Source organism: Pseudomonas sp. C7.1 (assembly GCF_056312395.1).
The window spans coordinates 123,911-138,998 of sequence record NZ_JBWDTL010000003.1; the positions used below are offsets into that span (position 1 = coordinate 123,911).

The window sequence follows — 15,088 nt, forward strand, 5'->3', positions numbered from 1 at the left end:
CCCGCGCTAATTCGTGAAATAAGCTGCAGGCTCACAGCCACAATGCAGAAGCGTAATGCAATGCATCTACTGCGGCAGCAGCTCACTCCGCCCACGGCTGATATCCGCCAGCAGCCGCTGCAACTCGGCGACCCGTGGCGTGGGGATGGCCAGGTGCAGTTCGGCTCCCGTGGCGTCGTAGTTTTCGCGCTCCAGCAGGCAGTCGAACTCCGCCAGGCGCGCCTTGAGCAGCGGCAGTTCGGCGAACAGACAGTGGCAGCGATACTGCTCGCGGGCGACCAGCTCGATGCGCGGGGCGCTTTGTAGGCATTTTTTGGCGCTGCCGCCGTAGGCGCGGGCCAGGCCGCCGGTGCCGAGCTGGATGCCGCCGTAGAAGCGGATCACCAGCACTACGACCTGATCCGTCTCCTGCGCTTCAATCGCTGCGAGGATTGGCCTGCCGGCGGTGCCGCCAGGTTCGCCGTCGTCGCTGAAGCGGTACTGCGCGCCGACCTTCCAGGCCCAGCAGTTATGGCTGGCACTGGCATCGCTGTGCGCCGCGATAAACGCCTGCGCCTCGGCCGCGCTGGTAACCGGCGCGGCGAGGGCGATAAAGCGGCTTTTGCGAATCTCCTCGCGGTACTCGCAAGGGGCTAGCAGAGTAAATGGCATCAGGCGTCTTTGATAGGAGGCGTCAGGCCGCAGCCCTTGAGGATGATGCGGATCAGGTTGTCGCCGGCTTCTTCGTAATCCTGCTTGGTCAGGCGCGAGGTGCCGGTAACACGGCAGATCTGCGAGGAGAAGTCGGCGTAGTGCTGGGTGCTGCCCCACAGCAAGAAGATCAAGTGCACGGGGTCGACCGGGTCCATCTTGCCGGCGGCGCTCCAGGCGGCGAACACGGCGGCGCGGCCACGGAACCAGGCCTGATAGTCCTGATTGAGCATCTGCGAGAGGTGCTCGCCACCGCTGATCACTTCCATGGCGTAGATACGTGATGCTTTTGGATGGCGGCGGGAAAACTCCATCTTGGCGCGGATGTAGTCGGCCAGTGCGGTAGTCGGGTCGTCGTCCACTGTCAGGTTATTGAAGGTGCTGTCCCACAGCTCGAGGATATTGCTCAGCACCGCCTGGTACAGGCCCAGCTTGTTGTTGAAGTAGTAGTGCAGGTTGGCTTTGGGCAGGCCGACGTTCTGCGCAATGGTGTTCATGCTGGTGCCCTTGAAGCCGTGACGGGCGAACTCTTCCTCGGCGGCCTTGATGATCGCTTCTTCGTTTTTCTGCCGAATCCGTCCGGCGGGTTTAGTGCTCGGGTCGGCTCGATGCGCAAGTACTTCAACAGTCATGGGCGGTTCCGCAGGGGTCAGGTTTTCGGACGACTGCACTGATAACCCACAGTCGCCGAGGTGACAAGCGCAAGGGGCAGAAAAGTGCGATAACGCCATTTTGGCGGGTGTTTGTCTCTGTTCGTGCACGTTAAGTATTCGGAGCACTGGCTTCTGCCGCGTGTATCAAGCTTCGGCCAACGCCTCCAGAAAGCTCTCCAGCACCAGGTGTGGGCGGCGGCCTTTGCGGGTCACCGAGGCCAGGCTGACGTCATAGAAGCGGCTGTCGGGTTTGAGCACGCGCAGACGGCCCTGCTGCACCCAGGCCTGGGCGTAGTGGTCGGGCAGGTAGCCGATGTAGCGCCCGGTGAGGATGAGAAAAGCCATGCCTTCACGATCTGAAGCGCTGGCGGTGCAGTTGAGTGCCTGGTAGTGGCTCTGCACCTCGGGCGGCAGGCGGAAAGTCGGCGCGATGGCTTCCTGAGCGTTCAGCCGCTCGTCCTCCAACAGCTGATCATCGACATAGAACAGCGGGTGGCCGACCGCGCAGTAGAGCAGCGAGCGTTCGTCATACAGCGGTTGATAGTCCAGGCCGGACAGCGCCGTCACCTGAGGCACCACGCCGACATGCAAGCGGCCATCGAGCACGCCTTGCTCCACTTCGCTGGGCGGGGTCATGCGGATATGGATATGCACATCCGGGCCGCGCTCCTTCAACCGCGCCAGGGCGTTGGTGATGCGCATGTGCGGCACCGTCACCAGGTTGTCGGTCAGGCCGATATTAAGCTCACCGCGCAGGTGCTGGTGCAGGCCGTTGACCTCGGTACGAAAACTCTCCAGCGCTGCCAGCAACTGCTGGGTGCTCTGGTACACCTCGCGGCCTTCTTCGGTCAGGGCAAAGCCGGCGCGGCCACGTTGGCATAGGCGCAGCCCGAGGCGCTGTTCCAGATCGCTCATTTGTTGGCTGATGGCCGAGCGGCCTATCCCTAAGGCGCTTTCAGCAGCGGAAAAGCCGCCGCACTCCACCACGCTGCGAAACAGCTTGAGCAGGCGAATATCAAAGTCACTGACCTGGGCCAGTGGATCGGGGCGGCGAGTGCTCATTGGCTTTGGCTCATTGTTTAGTAGATGGTTAACTAAAGATAAGAAGAGTCGTGTTTTCCTGAATCTAAGCCCGTGGCACCTTTGTCTGCAATAGCGCTGTAGGCGCAGAGGGCGCCCAGTCCCATGCCTGTGATCCCTGTTATTCGCGGGCATGGCCCGCTCCTACGGACAGCAAAATTAGACCTTCCTTGCGAGGCCGTACCATGAACATGCCGCAGACCGAAGTCCCGTCCCTGGCCAGCCAGCTCAAGCTGGATGCGCACTGGATGCCGTTTTCCGCCAACCGCAACTTCAAGCGCGACCCACGTTTGATCGTCGGCGCCGATGGCAATCACTTCATCGACGACAAGGGCCGTCGCGTATTCGACAGCCTGTCCGGCCTGTGGACCTGCGGTGCTGGGCATAACCGCAAAGAAATTCAGGAAGCCGTGGCCAAGCAGCTGGGCACCCTCGATTACGCGCCGGGCTTCCAATACGGCCACCCGCTGTCTTATCAGCTGGCCGAAAAAATCACCGAGCTGACCCCAGCCGGCCTTGACCACGTGTTCTATACCGACTCCGGCTCCGAGTGCGCCGACACCTCGGTGAAAATGGCCAAGGCCTACTGGCGTTTGAAAGGCCAGCCGAGCAAAACCAAATTTATCGGCCGCGCCCGTGGCTATCACGGCGTGAACATCGCCGGCACCTCGCTGGGCGGCATCGGCGGTAACCGTAAGATGTTCGGCCAGATGATGGACGCCGACCACCTGCCGCACACCCTGCAGTCGCACCTGGCCTTCACCAAAGGCATGGCGGCAACCGGCGGCGTCGAGCTGGCCAACGAACTGCTGAAACTGATCGAACTGCACGATGCCTCCAACATTGCCGCCGTGATTGTCGAGCCAATGTCCGGTTCCGCTGGCGTGATCGTGCCGCCAGTTGGCTACCTGCAGCGCCTGCGTGAAATCTGCACCCAGCACAACATCCTGCTGATCTTCGACGAAGTGATCACCGCTTACGGCCGCATGGGCAAGTGGACCGGTGCCGAATTCTTCGGCGTGGTGCCGGACATCATGAACACCGCCAAGCAGGTCACCAACGGCGCTATTCCACTGGGCGCGGTGATCGCCTCCAGCGAGATCTACAACACCTTTATGAACCAGGCGATCCCCGAGCACATGGTCGAGTTTGGCCACGGTTACACCTACTCAGGCCACCCGGTGGCCTGCGCCGCTGGCTTGGCGACGCTGGGGTTGCTGCAGCGCGACAACCTGATTGAGCAATCCGCCGCTTTGGCACCGATCTTCGAAGAGAAACTGCACGGCCTCAAAGGCAGCAAGAACGTCGTCGACATCCGCAACTGCGGCCTGGCTGGCGCGATCCAGATCACCCCGCGTGACGGCGACCCGGTGATCCGCCCATTCGAGGCCGGCATCAAACTGTGGAACGCCGGCTTCTACGTACGCTTCGGCGGCGACACCCTGCAGTTCGGGCCAACCTTCAACACCACGCCTGAGCAGCTGGACTCCGTGTTCAACGCGGTGGGTGATGTGCTGAACAGCCTGGATTAAGCCAAACCCTATTCCCTGTAGGAGCGGGCTATGCCCGCGAAACGCATCGCGCCATGGGCCGCTCCTACAAAAACAAGATCCGTTATTAAGGAATTGCCATGACCACCGTTACCCATCTGATCCACGGCGAAATGACCGCCGGTACCGGCCGCAGCGCTGACGTGTTCAACCCGTCCACCGGCACCGTGTCCAAGCAAGTCGCCCTGGCCGACCGCGCCACCATTCAGCTGGCCATCGACTCAGCCAAGAGCGCCTTCCCGGCCTGGCGCAACACCCCGCCAGCCAAGCGCGCCCAGGTGATGTTCCGCTTCAAGCAACTGCTGGAGCAGCACGAAGCGACCATCGCCAAACTGATCAGCGAAGAACACGGCAAAACCATCGAAGACGCCGTTGGTGAACTCAAGCGCGGCATCGAAAACGTCGAATTTGCCTGCGCCGCCCCGGAAATCCTCAAAGGCGAGTACAGCCGCAACGTCGGCCCGAACATCGACGCCTGGAGCGACATGCAGCCCATCGGCGTTGTTGCCGGCATCACCCCGTTCAACTTCCCGGCCATGGTGCCGCTGTGGATGTACCCGCTGGCCATCGTCTGCGGCAACTGCTTTATCTTGAAGCCGTCCGAGCGTGACCCAAGCTCAACCCTGTATATCGCTCAACTGCTGCAAGAGGCCGGTCTGCCGAAAGGCGTGCTCAACGTGGTGCACGGCGACAAAGAAGCGGTGGATGCGCTGATCGAAGCGCCGGAAGTCAAAGCCCTGAGCTTTGTCGGCTCCACGCCGATTGCCGAATACATCTACAGCGAAGGCACCAAGCGCGGTAAGCGCGTACAGGCTTTGGGCGGCGCGAAGAACCACGCCGTACTGATGCCCGATGCCGACCTGGACAACGCCGTCAGCGCCCTGATGGGCGCGGCCTACGGTTCCTGCGGCGAGCGCTGCATGGCCATCTCCGTGGCCGTGTGCGTGGGTGATCAGATCGCCGATGCGCTGGTCGAGAAGATCGTGCCGCAAATCAAGGCGCTGAAAATCGGTGCCGGCACCTCCTGCGGCCTGGATATGGGCCCGCTGGTTACCGCTGCGGCGCGTGACAAGGTCAAAGGCTATATCGATACCGGTGTGGCCCAGGGCGCAAGCCTGGTAGTCGACGGCCGTGATCTGGTCGTGGCTGGCAACGAGAACGGCTACTTTGTCGGCGGCACCCTGTTTGACAAGGTGACCCCAGAGATGACCATCTACACCGATGAAATCTTCGGCCCAGTGCTGTGCATCGTCCGCGTCGGCAGCCTGGAAGCGGCCATGCAGCTGATCAACGACCACGAATACGGCAACGGCACCTGCATCTTCACCCGTGACGGTGAAGCGGCGCGGCTGTTCTGCGACGAGATTGAAGTCGGCATGGTCGGCGTCAACGTACCGCTGCCCGTACCGGTCAGCTACCACAGCTTCGGCGGCTGGAAGCGCTCGCTGTTCGGCGACCTGCACGCCTACGGCCCGGACGGCGTGCGCTTCTACACCCGCAAAAAAGCCATCACCCAACGCTGGCCGCAGCGCGCCAGCCATGAAGCGGCGCAGTTTGCTTTCCCGAGTAATGGTTAAGTAACACCCAAGGGGCTGATCGCAGGATCAGCCCCCTTTTTTGATGTGCATTACTACCTGTAGGAGCCAGCTTGCTGGCGATGCTTTTAGCGACCATCGTCTAGGATGTATCACCCACAGCCACAATCATCCCGTAGGAGCGGTCCATGACCGCGATCAAGGGCACCACCGAATCGCGGGCAAGGACTAGGCGTCCCCCCGCTCCTACACAAGCAGCACCGATGGGTTGAGCGCAGCGATACCCATCAAGCAACAACCGCTTTACGCAACAAACCAGCCGCGCGGGCGCGGCGTTGGTGCAGTGACCGCAGGTTACGGCACCCCTTGGGTGAGCGGGTTCAGGGTTTCCTGACCCGTAAGCCCGCTCTCCCAAGGGCAGCCCACTTCAATTAATTATGAAGAGGACTCCCCATGACAAAACCCATGATTGGCCTACCCCTGTGCCGCTGGCAGCTAACCAGCCGTGATATTGGCTGGTTTCACCTGGTTGGCGAGAAGTACATCCACGCCGTCACCGGCTTCGGTGCCTTCCCACTGATGATCCCGGCCTTCGGCGACGAGCTGGATATGGACACGGTGCTCGATAGCGTGTCCGGCATTATGTTCGGCGGCTCACTCTCCAACGTGCACCCCAGCTTCTACGGCGACGACCACCCCGGCCTCGGCCTGGCCGACAAACCCCGCGATACAACCGTGCTACGGCTGATGCGCGCCTGCCTGGAGCGCGGTATTCCCTTCCTCGGCATCTGCCGGGGCGTGCAGGAACTCAACGTCTTGTTCGGCGGCACCCTGCACCGTGAAGTGCATGAAGTGGAAGGGCGGCTTGATCACCGTGAGGTGAAAGACGTACCGGACGACGTGGCCTACGGCCCGATCCACAACGTCGCCCTGACTGAGGGCGGCGTGCTGCACTCGCTGCTCGGCGAGCGGCAGATCAAGGTCAACTCGCTGCACGGTCAGGGGATTGATCGCCTCGGCGAGGATTTGCAGGTTGAAGCCGTGGCCGAGGATGGGCAGATCGAGGCGGTCAGCGTGATTGGCGCCAAGGCGTTTGCTGTTGGGGTGCAGTGGCATCCCGAGTATCGCTATTGGGAGAAGGCGGATTACAACGCGTTGCTGGGGGCGTTTCATCAGGCGGCGAGGGAGTATCAGGTTAAGAAGCTTGAGCGTCGCAGCGAAGCGGTGTTGGTCTGATTCTTACTACGCTGTGATTTAAACAAAAGGCCCGTCGATTGGCGGGCCTTTTTTTTGAAAGTTGATGGGTATCGCTGCGCTCAACCCATCCTACGTGCTGCTGATAGGGTAATGCCTGCTAAGTGGTGGATTTTAATAGTTATAGCTTATTTGCTACTGGACTTACTGGGGTCAGCTCTAAAGTGGCATTTTCTTCTAAAAATTTTCGAAGTGGAGAGCCAGTTTTGTAAGGGACTTGGCTTGATGGGACTACTTTTGAAGCGGGTTCGACGTGAAGTCTTTGGTCGTCAAAGAAAATATGAGGCTTTAATGCTTTTAAAACCTTTTCTTTAGCCAGTCCTCCTAAGAAAAAGGCTTGGTCAACATATACGTTCCATTTTCTCAGTGTCTTTATTACTCGGACGTGTGCAGGGCTGTTCCTGGCGGTGACAATTGATATTTTGATAGGTGACTTTTCTGATCCAATCTTATTGTGGATGGTTGAGAGTACTCGTATGAGTTTTGCGAATGGCCCATCTTTTAACTCTATATCTTCGTTCTGTAGTTCGTTGCTCTGGAACTGATCCATACCTTTGGTTTTGTATATGTACTCTGAATCTTCGGAAAAAATAACTGCGTCGGCGTCAAAGGCAAATCGTATTCTCTCTTCGTCTGGTAAGTAGTCTGATGGTGCGTCATATATTGTTGCTGCTGCACATTGCTCGGTGTCAATGGCAGTTTGGACGTCCTCAGAGTGCTTGGTTAATAAGAGGTCTACATCGAAGGCTTGAAGGAATGGGGCTAGAGATTCTCCTCCGGAGAATGCGGATCTTGTTATATCAAGATTGTAGTGTTTGATTGAATTATGTATTCGAAGTCCTGTGTCGGGTGAGTTTTTTGACATGATTATGACTTCTACGAGTCTTTGGCTTGGCTCAGATGCGTACTTGTTTAGCTTCAAAAGTGCCTCTACGAGATAGTAAGCGGCACCTTTTTCTAGTATTAGATCCTCGTGTTCGAGTTGGTATTTTCTGTATTCATCAACAGAGCCTGTTTCAAATATTTTGTTTTCTTTCTCTAGATCGAATAGCGCTCGTGAGGATACTCCGATCACTAGTGTGTTCTTGAAGTCTATGGGCATTTTAATACGTTCTCTATTTATGCTCTTGCTATCTAATAAATAAGGGTGGGTTCGTTTCTCTACCCTTCCTTGGGGGGGCATGCTGAGTCACACAATTCCCGTAGGATGGGTTGAGCGTAGCGATACCCATCAATAATGGCTATCTGAAATCATCGCTGCTGCGTTCTCCACCGACTATGTCCGTATCTTCATCCCCCGCCCAATCCCCCGGCAATAACCCCGCCCGCACATACCGATGAAATGATGACCATGGCCAATCGACCACGCGCTGCACATGCCCGTGTTTGCGTGGATTGTGGTGGATGTAATCGATATGCCGGTTGAAATCCGCCTGATCGCGGATGCGGTGTTCCCAATAACGGCGCTGCCATATGCCGCGTTCGTCCTTGCGCTGTCGGCTGGCGGATATGTGTTCGCCGTAGGGCAAGGCGCGGGAGAAGCCGGTTTTTATCAAGCGCCAGCGCACGGCGAAATCGGCATCACCGACGGGCAGGGTGCATAGTGCATGCAGATGGTCCGGCAGGATCACGATGGCGTCGATTTGCCACGGATATTGGCGCATGACCTTGCGAAAGCTGGCGCGCAGCAGGTCGATCTGTTCGGTCAATAACGCCTGGCGGCGGTCTGCCAGGTTGAGGGTAAAGAACCAGCTGGCACCTGGGGTGTGATCGCGGCGGTAGTCAGTCATGGCTGCAGTCCTTTGCAGAGGTGGGGTTGGCTGAGTGTAGTAGCGGTTTTATGTGGGATTGATGGGTATCGCGTTGCTCAACCCATATATGGACTCCTCCCGTTTTGCCAGTGAAATACACATCCAACGAACCTAGGTACGACTGCTTCCGTATATCCGGCTTCTAATAAGGCGTTGGGTGCCTTGAGCCATGATGAATATCCGCTCATGTGTTCCTGATCGCCCTAGCGGCCTTGGTTTACAGAGGGCCTGTGGGTAAAGCAGGTTTTACACATGCCGGCTCGACCGGTTCGTCATCACTGCATGTCACTGTGCAATCGTGGTGGATCTTCTACGGTGTCACTTCATTCCTGCTTGGGTACTTCAGGTTTACGCCTCAGCAGGTTGATAGTCTTCCCCCTTGCTGAGGATTGCCCAGATGATCCGGGCATTCTTGTTCGCCAGGGCGACCGTGGCGATATTTGTGTTGCGTCGACACTGCAACTGCTGCAGCCAGGTGCTGCGTCGATCCGTCTTTTCCTTACAGGTCTTCAGCACCGCACGAGCGCCATGGACCAATAACGTGCGCAGGTAACAGTCACCCTTTTTGCTGATGTGCCCCAGACGTTCTTTGCCGCCACTTGAATGCTGGCTCGGCACTAATCCCAGCCAGGCCGCGAACTGTCTGCCCGAACTGAACTGCCGTGCATCACCCACTGCAGACACCACGGCAGTCGCGCTGATCGGGCCAACGCCCTCCACCTGCAGCAAACGCTGGACACGCTCATCCGTCTTAACCTGACGGTGAAGCATGCCGTCCAGCTGTTTGATTCGCTCATCCTGTCCCTGCAGCTCATCACGCAAGAGCTCCAGCATTTCGTGCAGCTCGCCCGGTAATGTCTGGTGTTCGTCCAGCGCCTGCTGCAGCAACGCGCGGGTGGCCGCTATTCCCTGGCGACTCGCAACCAAACCGAACTCGCCAAGCAAGCCACGTATCTCGTTAACCAACGCTGTACGCGCCCTGATTAACCGGCTTCTGATCCGGTGCACCGACTGCCCAGCTTGCTGGTCGGCACTCTTCACCGCGACATAACGCATCGTGGGTCGGCTGGCAGCCTCGCAAATCGCCTCCGCGTCGTTGGCGTCGTTCTTACCACTCTTGACGTAGGGTTTGACGAACTGCGGCGCAATCAACCGCACTTCATGCCCCAACTTGCCTAGCTCGCGCGCCCAGTAATGCGAACTACCACAGGCTTCCATCGCCACCAGGCACGGCTCTTGTTGGCGGAAGAAATCCAGCATCTGTGAACGCTTGAGCTGCTTACGGCACTTCACCTGCTCGTGGCTATCGACGCCATGAACTTGAAAAACCTGTTTTGCCAAATCGATGCCGATTCGCTTAAGTTTCATGGTGACTCCTCCCTTCGTGGCTGTTTGGTTGTGACAACCTCAGTCTGGCGCATAGACGCCGTAGGAGGGAGGAGTCCATCTCATTGTCCTACGGGTGTTGCTTGGCGTTAGGTGTGTGTCCGCCGCCTGTGTGGTGGATTTGATATTGGTTCCGCCCTTACGGCTGCTCACTTTTGGCAAACGCCCCAAAAGTAAGCAAAAGGTCTTGCCCCTTGCTCCTGCCCGGTTTCGTCGGGTTTGTCGTCACGCGCCGCGCTGGCGCTGTCATAAGCCTTAACTATCCTCTACAAACGCCGATTGAGCGTATTACTGGCCAGCTAGAAGGCGACATCCCATGCGTATCAAATCCAAACTGTTGGTGAGCTTTCTGGTTGCAACCCTGATCCCGGTTTTGGTGGTGGCGCTGCTGACGATTCGCAATGTCACGCAGCAGGCCAAAGAGAACTTTCTGGCAGCCAGCAGCTTGGATATGAAGCTGGTGAACAACAGCTTCGCCACCTTCTTTGATTCGGTGGGTTACACCGTTTCCGCCCTGGCGGAGTATCCCGCCGTGAAGGATGCCCAGAACGGCGAGCTGACCACCTACTTCGGTGAGGCGCGCAAGCCGGGCGCGGTGGCCACCGCCAATGGTGGGCGCGAGAAGCAGATTTTCGATTACTTCTCCAGCATCGGTAAGAACAACCCCACCTTTGGCTACGTGTATATGAGCGACACCAAGGGCGGCTATGTGGAGTGGCCGGGCACCGGGGATTATGGCGACTGGGATCCGCGTACGCGCGAGTGGTACCCCATTGGCCGAGACGCCAACTTCACCCTGGGCCGCCGCGACGGTTATTACTGGGAGCCGGATGACGCGGTGTATGTCTCGGTGCTCAAGGGCTTCAAGGACAACGCCGGGCAATTTGCCGGGGTGGTGGCGGTGGATGTATCGCTCAAGGCGCTGACGGATATGGCGCAGAAGGTGCGCTTCGGCGAAACCGGCTTTCTGATGCTGGCCGAGGGCAGTGGCACCTTGCTGGTGGATGGTCTGCAGCCGGAAAACAATTTCAAAAAGGTCAGCGAGCTACCCGGTGAGCACTTTGCAGCCATCGGCAAAACCGAGAACGGCCTGGTCGAGGTGGAGATCGACGGGGTGGCTTATATGGCCAACGTCTATACCTCGCCGGAGCTGGGCTGGAAGTTTGTTGGCTTCAAGCAGTCAGATGAGATTTATGCGAGCGCCCGTGAGCTAACGTGGATCACCCTGGTGGTGTGCATCGTGCTGGTGCTGGTATTCGGCTTGGCTGGGGTGGTGATCGCCAACCGTATCGTCAACCCGATCAACCTGGTGAAGGACGGGCTGCGCACCATCGCCCAGGGTGAGGGTGACCTGACCCGCAGGCTGGACTTGCTCAGCAGCGATGAAACTGGCGAGCTGGCCAAGTGGTTCAATCAGTTTATCGAGTCAATCCAGGGCATGATCCGGGTGATCAAGGAGAACGCCATCAGCATGGATGGGGTGTCCAGCGAGACCAACAAGCGCACCACGGCGATGTCCGCCACGTTGCAACGTCAGTTGAGTTCGGTGGAGCAGATCGTCACGGCGGTGACGGAGATGTCTTCGGCGGCCAATCAGGTGGCCAAGACCTGCGTGCAGACCGCCGATGTGTCGGAGCAGGGCCTGGTGGCCACGCGCAATGGCAAAGAGGTGATTGCTCGCAGTACCTCGGGGGTCAACAAGCTCGGTGCCAGCATCCAGAGTTCCAGCAAGGTGATTCAGGAGCTGGAGAAGGAAACGGTCAATATCAACAACATCCTCTCGACCATTCAGCAAATCGCCGAGCAGACCAACCTGCTGGCCCTCAACGCGGCCATCGAAGCCGCTCGCGCGGGTGAGCAGGGGCGCGGGTTTGCGGTGGTGGCCGATGAGGTGCGCAGCCTGGCCAAACGCACCCAGGACTCCACCGAGCAGGTCAACAATATCCTCAGCCTGTTGGTTAACCGTATCAAGGAAGTGACGGTGAGCATGGACCAGAGCCTGGTCGAATCGGGCAAGGCAATCGTGCTGTCCGGGGAGGTTATGGCCGCCTTCGAAAGCATTGAAGACAAGGTGCATATGATCCGCGATATGACCATGCAGATCGCTACCGCGACCGAGGAGCAGCATTTGGTGACCGAGGAAATCAACCAGAATATCGTCGCGATCAACGACGCGGTCACGCAGATATCGGCCCAGGCCGCCGAGGTGGAAAGCTACGCCCAGGAACAAAGCGGCCTGAGCAGTCAGCTAAAACAGCTGGTGGTGCGCTTCCGCACGGAGTAGGTCAGCGTGGACTAATCCCAGCCTGTGGGATGGATTAAGCGTAGCGATACGCATCAAACCCACTGATCATTGCGCTTACGCCGCACCCGCAGCATCGTCGGCAGGATCAGCCCGGCGAGCAATCCGCCACCGGCGATGCCGCCGCCGTAGGCCATATAGCGCATTAGTACCTGCTGGTTTTCTTCGCCTAGCTGCGCTTGCAGTGCGCGCAGTTCGGAGTTGGCCTGGCTTAGTTCAATGTCCAGTGCCGAGCGGGCGGTTTGCAGTTCGTCGATCAGGGTTTTGCGTGAATCCAGGGTTTCCTGCATGCCTTGTACGCGGGTTTTCCAGGTGTCGTTGATGCCGTCGAGTTCTGCGCTGAGTTCGGCCACTTTCTCTTCAAGCTGCGGCAGGCGTTCGGCCTGACCGGGGACATCCTGCAGGTCACGGTTGGCAATCCACACAGCGCTGCCGTTATCGCCACGCACCTGGCTGTAATCGCCGGAGGTTTGCAGCAGGGTGACTTTCTGCCCGGAGAGCAGGGTGCCGACGATGCGATAGCCGTCGGTTGGGCCGCTGCGTACATAGGTATTCAAGCTGTCGCTGACCCAGCGGTTGCTGCTGGCCGTTTCTTCGGCTTGAGTGCTGGCGCTTGCCAGCAGGCAGGCCGCGAAAGCCAGGCTGTGCAGTGGGGTAAAGGTGGTGGGGCGATGACGGAATAGGGGCATGGGGCAATCTTCATAGGGCAATTAAACGAAACCCTCAGGCGGGTGCGATAAGTGCGGGCCAGGCGCATGGCCGTGAGCAGTTGGGCGGTCGGGATGGTGCGGCGCGCTGGGTAAATGGCCATGCAATCCACCCGGCGGGCCGACAGCAGACAGACACTGGCCGAGCGCGGGGAGTTCACTAAGCGGCGGGTTGCGGGATGGATGGTCGGCAATTTTTCCCAGTGTTGTGGGCATGCGAGCTGCTTAACCAGGCGCTGCATTCGTTATCGCTAAAAACAACAAACCCGGCGCGTGGCCGGGTTTGTTGGGATTGCAGCAGGCTTTACTTGATCTCGACCGCCAGACTGTCGTGAATCTTTTTCTGCCAGATCGCCGGGCCGGTGATATGCACCGACTCGCCCTTGGTGTCGACCGCCACGGTGACGGGCATGTCTTTCACCTCGAACTCGTAGATGGCCTCCATACCCAGTTCGGCGAAGGCCACCACGCGCGACTTCTTGATCGCCTGTGCGACCAGGTAAGCCGCGCCGCCAACAGCCATCAGGTACACGGCCTGGTTGTCCTTGATCGCTTCGATGGCAATCGGGCCGCGCTCGGATTTGCCGATCATGCCCAGGAGGCCGGTGCTTTCGAGGATCTGCCGGGTGAACTTATCCATCCGCGTGGCGGTGGTCGGGCCGGCTGGGCCGACGACTTCTTCGCGCACCGGATCGACCGGGCCGACGTAATAGATAAAGCGACCTTTGAGATCGACCGGCAGCTCTTCGCCCTTGTTCAGCATATCGACCATGCGCTTGTGCGCAGCGTCGCGGCCGGTGAGCATCTTGCCGTTGAGCAGCACGGTTTCGCCCGGCTTCCAGCTCTTCACGTCTTCCGGCGTGAGGGTATCCAGATCAACGCGGCGTGCACTCGGGCCGGCTTCCCAGACGATTTCCGGGTAGGCGGACAGATCCGGCGCTTCAAGCTCGGCCGGGCCAGTGCCATCAAGCACAAAGTGGGCGTGACGGGTGGCGGCGCAGTTGGGGATCATGCACACCGGCAGGCTGGCGGCGTGGGTCGGGTAATCCATGATCTTGACGTCGAGCACTGTGGTCAGGCCGCCCAGGCCCTGGGCACCGATGCCCAGCTGGTTGACCTTTTCGAACAGCTCCAGGCGCAGCTCTTCGATACGGTTGGATGGGCCACGGGCCTGAAGTTCGTGGATGTCGATGTGCTCCATCAGCACTTCCTTGGCCATTACTGCGGCTTTCTCGGCGGTGCCGCCGATGCCGATGCCGAGCATGCCCGGCGGGCACCAGCCGGCACCCATGGTCGGTACGGTCTTGAGTACCCAGTCGACGATGGAGTCGGACGGGTTGAGCATGGCCATCTTCGATTTATTCTCGGAGCCGCCGCCTTTGGCTGCGACGTCCACTTCCACCTTGTCGCCTGGGACGATGGAGTAATGGATCACCGCCGGGGTGTTGTCCTTGGTGTTTTTGCGCGCGCCTGCCGGGTCGGCGAGGATTGAGGCGCGCAGGACGTTTTCCGGCAGGTTGTAAGCGCGGCGCACGCCTTCGTTGATCATGTCGTCGACGCTCATGGTCGCGCCGGTCCAGCGTACGTCCATGCCCACGCGGATAAATACGGTGACGATGCCGGTGTCCTGGCAGATCGGCCGGTGGCCGGTGGCGCACATGCGCGAGTTGATCAGGATCTGCGCCATGGAGTCCTTGGCCGCTGGCGACTCTTCGCGCAGGTAGGCCTCATGCATGGCCTGGATAAAATCCACGGGGTGGTAGTAGGAGATGAACTGCAGGGCGTCGGCGACGCTCTGGATCAGGTCGTCTTGCTTGATCACGGTCATGCTTGGCGCTCCTTTTTCTAGGGGGAGGAGTAGGGCAGGGGCTTTGCGGAGCGCTGGGTCACGGCCCGGCGCAGGGCCATCAAGGTCAAAGGGCAAGGTCAAAGGACAAAGCCAAAGCACAAGCTAAAAAGGCGCAGCAGTATACCGCGCACGCTGCCAGGCGGACACCTGTACGGCTCCAGACCCTGGTCGCGGATCGGCCAGTTGAGCCGACTAATGACGTAGCAGCGGCCTAGGCATTCTGTGACCACAGGGGTACAGTGGCGGCTAGATGCCAGCATGGGATGGAGCC

12 protein-coding genes and 1 pseudogene are annotated in these 15,088 nt (G+C 59.1%); 5 read left to right on the forward strand and 8 right to left on the reverse strand.

What is annotated here, in order from left to right:
- Positions 1 to 66: 66 nt before the first annotated feature.
- The 3 genes from AC0T4W_RS03890 to AC0T4W_RS03900 all read right to left on the reverse strand — a co-directional run bounded on the left by AC0T4W_RS03890 (position 67) and on the right by AC0T4W_RS03900 (position 2,405).
- Entirely contained in the window at positions 67 to 651 is a 585-nt protein-coding gene (locus AC0T4W_RS03890) for an IMPACT family protein (protein ID WP_476316383.1), read from the reverse strand.
- The gene (locus AC0T4W_RS03895; protein ID WP_476316385.1) at positions 651 to 1,322 is read right to left on the reverse strand and encodes a TetR family transcriptional regulator C-terminal domain-containing protein; all 672 of its coding nucleotides are present in this window, start codon (positions 1,320 to 1,322) and stop codon (positions 651 to 653) included. The genes AC0T4W_RS03890 and AC0T4W_RS03895 overlap by 1 nt, the downstream gene beginning before the upstream one ends.
- 165 nt (positions 1,323 to 1,487) lie before the next feature.
- Positions 1,488 to 2,405, reverse strand: a complete 918-nt coding sequence (locus AC0T4W_RS03900) for a LysR family transcriptional regulator (RefSeq protein ID WP_476316388.1) — start codon at positions 2,403 to 2,405, stop codon at positions 1,488 to 1,490.
- A gap of 203 nt (positions 2,406 to 2,608) precedes the next feature.
- Here AC0T4W_RS03900 and aptA point away from each other — a divergent pair, with 203 nt between their 5' ends.
- From aptA to AC0T4W_RS03915, 3 genes are all read left to right on the forward strand, one after another.
- Entirely contained in the window at positions 2,609 to 3,955 is a 1,347-nt protein-coding gene (gene aptA / locus AC0T4W_RS03905) for an omega-aminotransferase AptA (RefSeq protein ID WP_476316391.1), read from the forward strand.
- 98 nt (positions 3,956 to 4,053) lie between these two features.
- A complete protein-coding gene (locus AC0T4W_RS03910; protein ID WP_476316394.1) occupies positions 4,054 to 5,550 on the forward strand; it encodes a CoA-acylating methylmalonate-semialdehyde dehydrogenase in 1,497 nt (498 codons plus the stop codon).
- A 411-nt stretch (positions 5,551 to 5,961) separates the two neighbouring features.
- The gene (locus tag AC0T4W_RS03915) at positions 5,962 to 6,744 is read left to right on the forward strand and encodes a gamma-glutamyl-gamma-aminobutyrate hydrolase family protein (RefSeq protein WP_476316397.1); all 783 of its coding nucleotides are present in this window, start codon (positions 5,962 to 5,964) and stop codon (positions 6,742 to 6,744) included.
- A gap of 139 nt (positions 6,745 to 6,883) precedes the next feature.
- Here AC0T4W_RS03915 and AC0T4W_RS03920 read toward each other — a convergent pair whose 3' ends face one another.
- The 3 genes from AC0T4W_RS03920 to AC0T4W_RS03930 form a co-directional block, all read right to left on the reverse strand.
- Positions 6,884 to 7,945 carry a 5'-nucleotidase gene (locus AC0T4W_RS03920; RefSeq protein ID WP_476316399.1) on the reverse strand — a complete coding sequence of 354 codons (1,062 nt, stop codon included), beginning with the start codon at positions 7,943 to 7,945 and terminating at the stop codon, positions 6,884 to 6,886.
- A 58-nt stretch (positions 7,946 to 8,003) separates the two neighbouring features.
- Complete coding sequence (locus AC0T4W_RS03925) at positions 8,004 to 8,552, reverse strand: REP-associated tyrosine transposase (RefSeq protein ID WP_476316401.1); 549 nt, start codon at positions 8,550 to 8,552, stop codon at positions 8,004 to 8,006.
- Positions 8,553 to 8,921: 369 nt separating this feature from the next.
- Positions 8,922 to 9,941 carry an IS110 family RNA-guided transposase gene (locus tag AC0T4W_RS03930; protein ID WP_476316403.1) on the reverse strand — a complete coding sequence of 340 codons (1,020 nt, stop codon included), beginning with the start codon at positions 9,939 to 9,941 and terminating at the stop codon, positions 8,922 to 8,924.
- A gap of 334 nt (positions 9,942 to 10,275) precedes the next feature.
- Here AC0T4W_RS03930 and AC0T4W_RS03935 point away from each other — a divergent pair.
- Positions 10,276 to 11,382 (forward strand): annotated as a pseudogene (locus tag AC0T4W_RS03935) (HAMP domain-containing protein); the annotation flags it as partial.
- Between the two features lie 90 nt (positions 11,383 to 11,472).
- Positions 11,473 to 12,243, forward strand: coding sequence for a methyl-accepting chemotaxis protein (locus tag AC0T4W_RS03940; protein ID WP_476323444.1), 771 nt, complete (start codon positions 11,473 to 11,475; stop codon positions 12,241 to 12,243).
- A gap of 53 nt (positions 12,244 to 12,296) precedes the next feature.
- Here AC0T4W_RS03940 and AC0T4W_RS03945 read toward each other — a convergent pair whose 3' ends face one another.
- A complete protein-coding gene (locus AC0T4W_RS03945; RefSeq protein WP_476316406.1) occupies positions 12,297 to 12,950 on the reverse strand; it encodes a TIGR04211 family SH3 domain-containing protein in 654 nt (217 codons plus the stop codon).
- A gap of 322 nt (positions 12,951 to 13,272) precedes the next feature.
- Positions 13,273 to 14,796: a fumarate hydratase gene (locus AC0T4W_RS03950; protein ID WP_476316409.1), complete on the reverse strand. Its 1,524-nt coding sequence runs from the start codon at positions 14,794 to 14,796 to the stop codon at positions 13,273 to 13,275.
- Positions 14,797 to 15,088: the final 292 nt, after the last annotated feature.

Excerpts from the sequence above, each read along its gene's own strand:
- AC0T4W_RS03890 (WP_476316383.1), bottom strand. The coding sequence starts at position 651 with ATGCCATTTACTCTGCTAGCCCCTTGCGAGTACCGCGAGGAGATTCGC.
- AC0T4W_RS03895 (WP_476316385.1), bottom strand. The coding sequence starts at position 1,322 with ATGACTGTTGAAGTACTTGCGCATCGAGCCGACCCGAGCACTAAACCC.
- AC0T4W_RS03900 (WP_476316388.1), bottom strand. The coding sequence starts at position 2,405 with ATGAGCACTCGCCGCCCCGATCCACTGGCCCAGGTCAGTGACTTTGAT.
- aptA (WP_476316391.1), top strand. The coding sequence starts at position 2,609 with ATGAACATGCCGCAGACCGAAGTCCCGTCCCTGGCCAGCCAGCTCAAG.
- AC0T4W_RS03910 (WP_476316394.1), top strand. The coding sequence starts at position 4,054 with ATGACCACCGTTACCCATCTGATCCACGGCGAAATGACCGCCGGTACC.
- AC0T4W_RS03915 (WP_476316397.1), top strand. The coding sequence starts at position 5,962 with ATGACAAAACCCATGATTGGCCTACCCCTGTGCCGCTGGCAGCTAACC.
- AC0T4W_RS03920 (WP_476316399.1), bottom strand. The coding sequence starts at position 7,945 with ATGCCCCCCCAAGGAAGGGTAGAGAAACGAACCCACCCTTATTTATTA.
- AC0T4W_RS03925 (WP_476316401.1), bottom strand. The coding sequence starts at position 8,552 with ATGACTGACTACCGCCGCGATCACACCCCAGGTGCCAGCTGGTTCTTT.
- AC0T4W_RS03930 (WP_476316403.1), bottom strand. The coding sequence starts at position 9,941 with ATGAAACTTAAGCGAATCGGCATCGATTTGGCAAAACAGGTTTTTCAA.
- AC0T4W_RS03940 (WP_476323444.1), top strand. The coding sequence starts at position 11,473 with ATGTCCGCCACGTTGCAACGTCAGTTGAGTTCGGTGGAGCAGATCGTC.
- AC0T4W_RS03945 (WP_476316406.1), bottom strand. The coding sequence starts at position 12,950 with ATGCCCCTATTCCGTCATCGCCCCACCACCTTTACCCCACTGCACAGC.
- AC0T4W_RS03950 (WP_476316409.1), bottom strand. The coding sequence starts at position 14,796 with ATGACCGTGATCAAGCAAGACGACCTGATCCAGAGCGTCGCCGACGCC.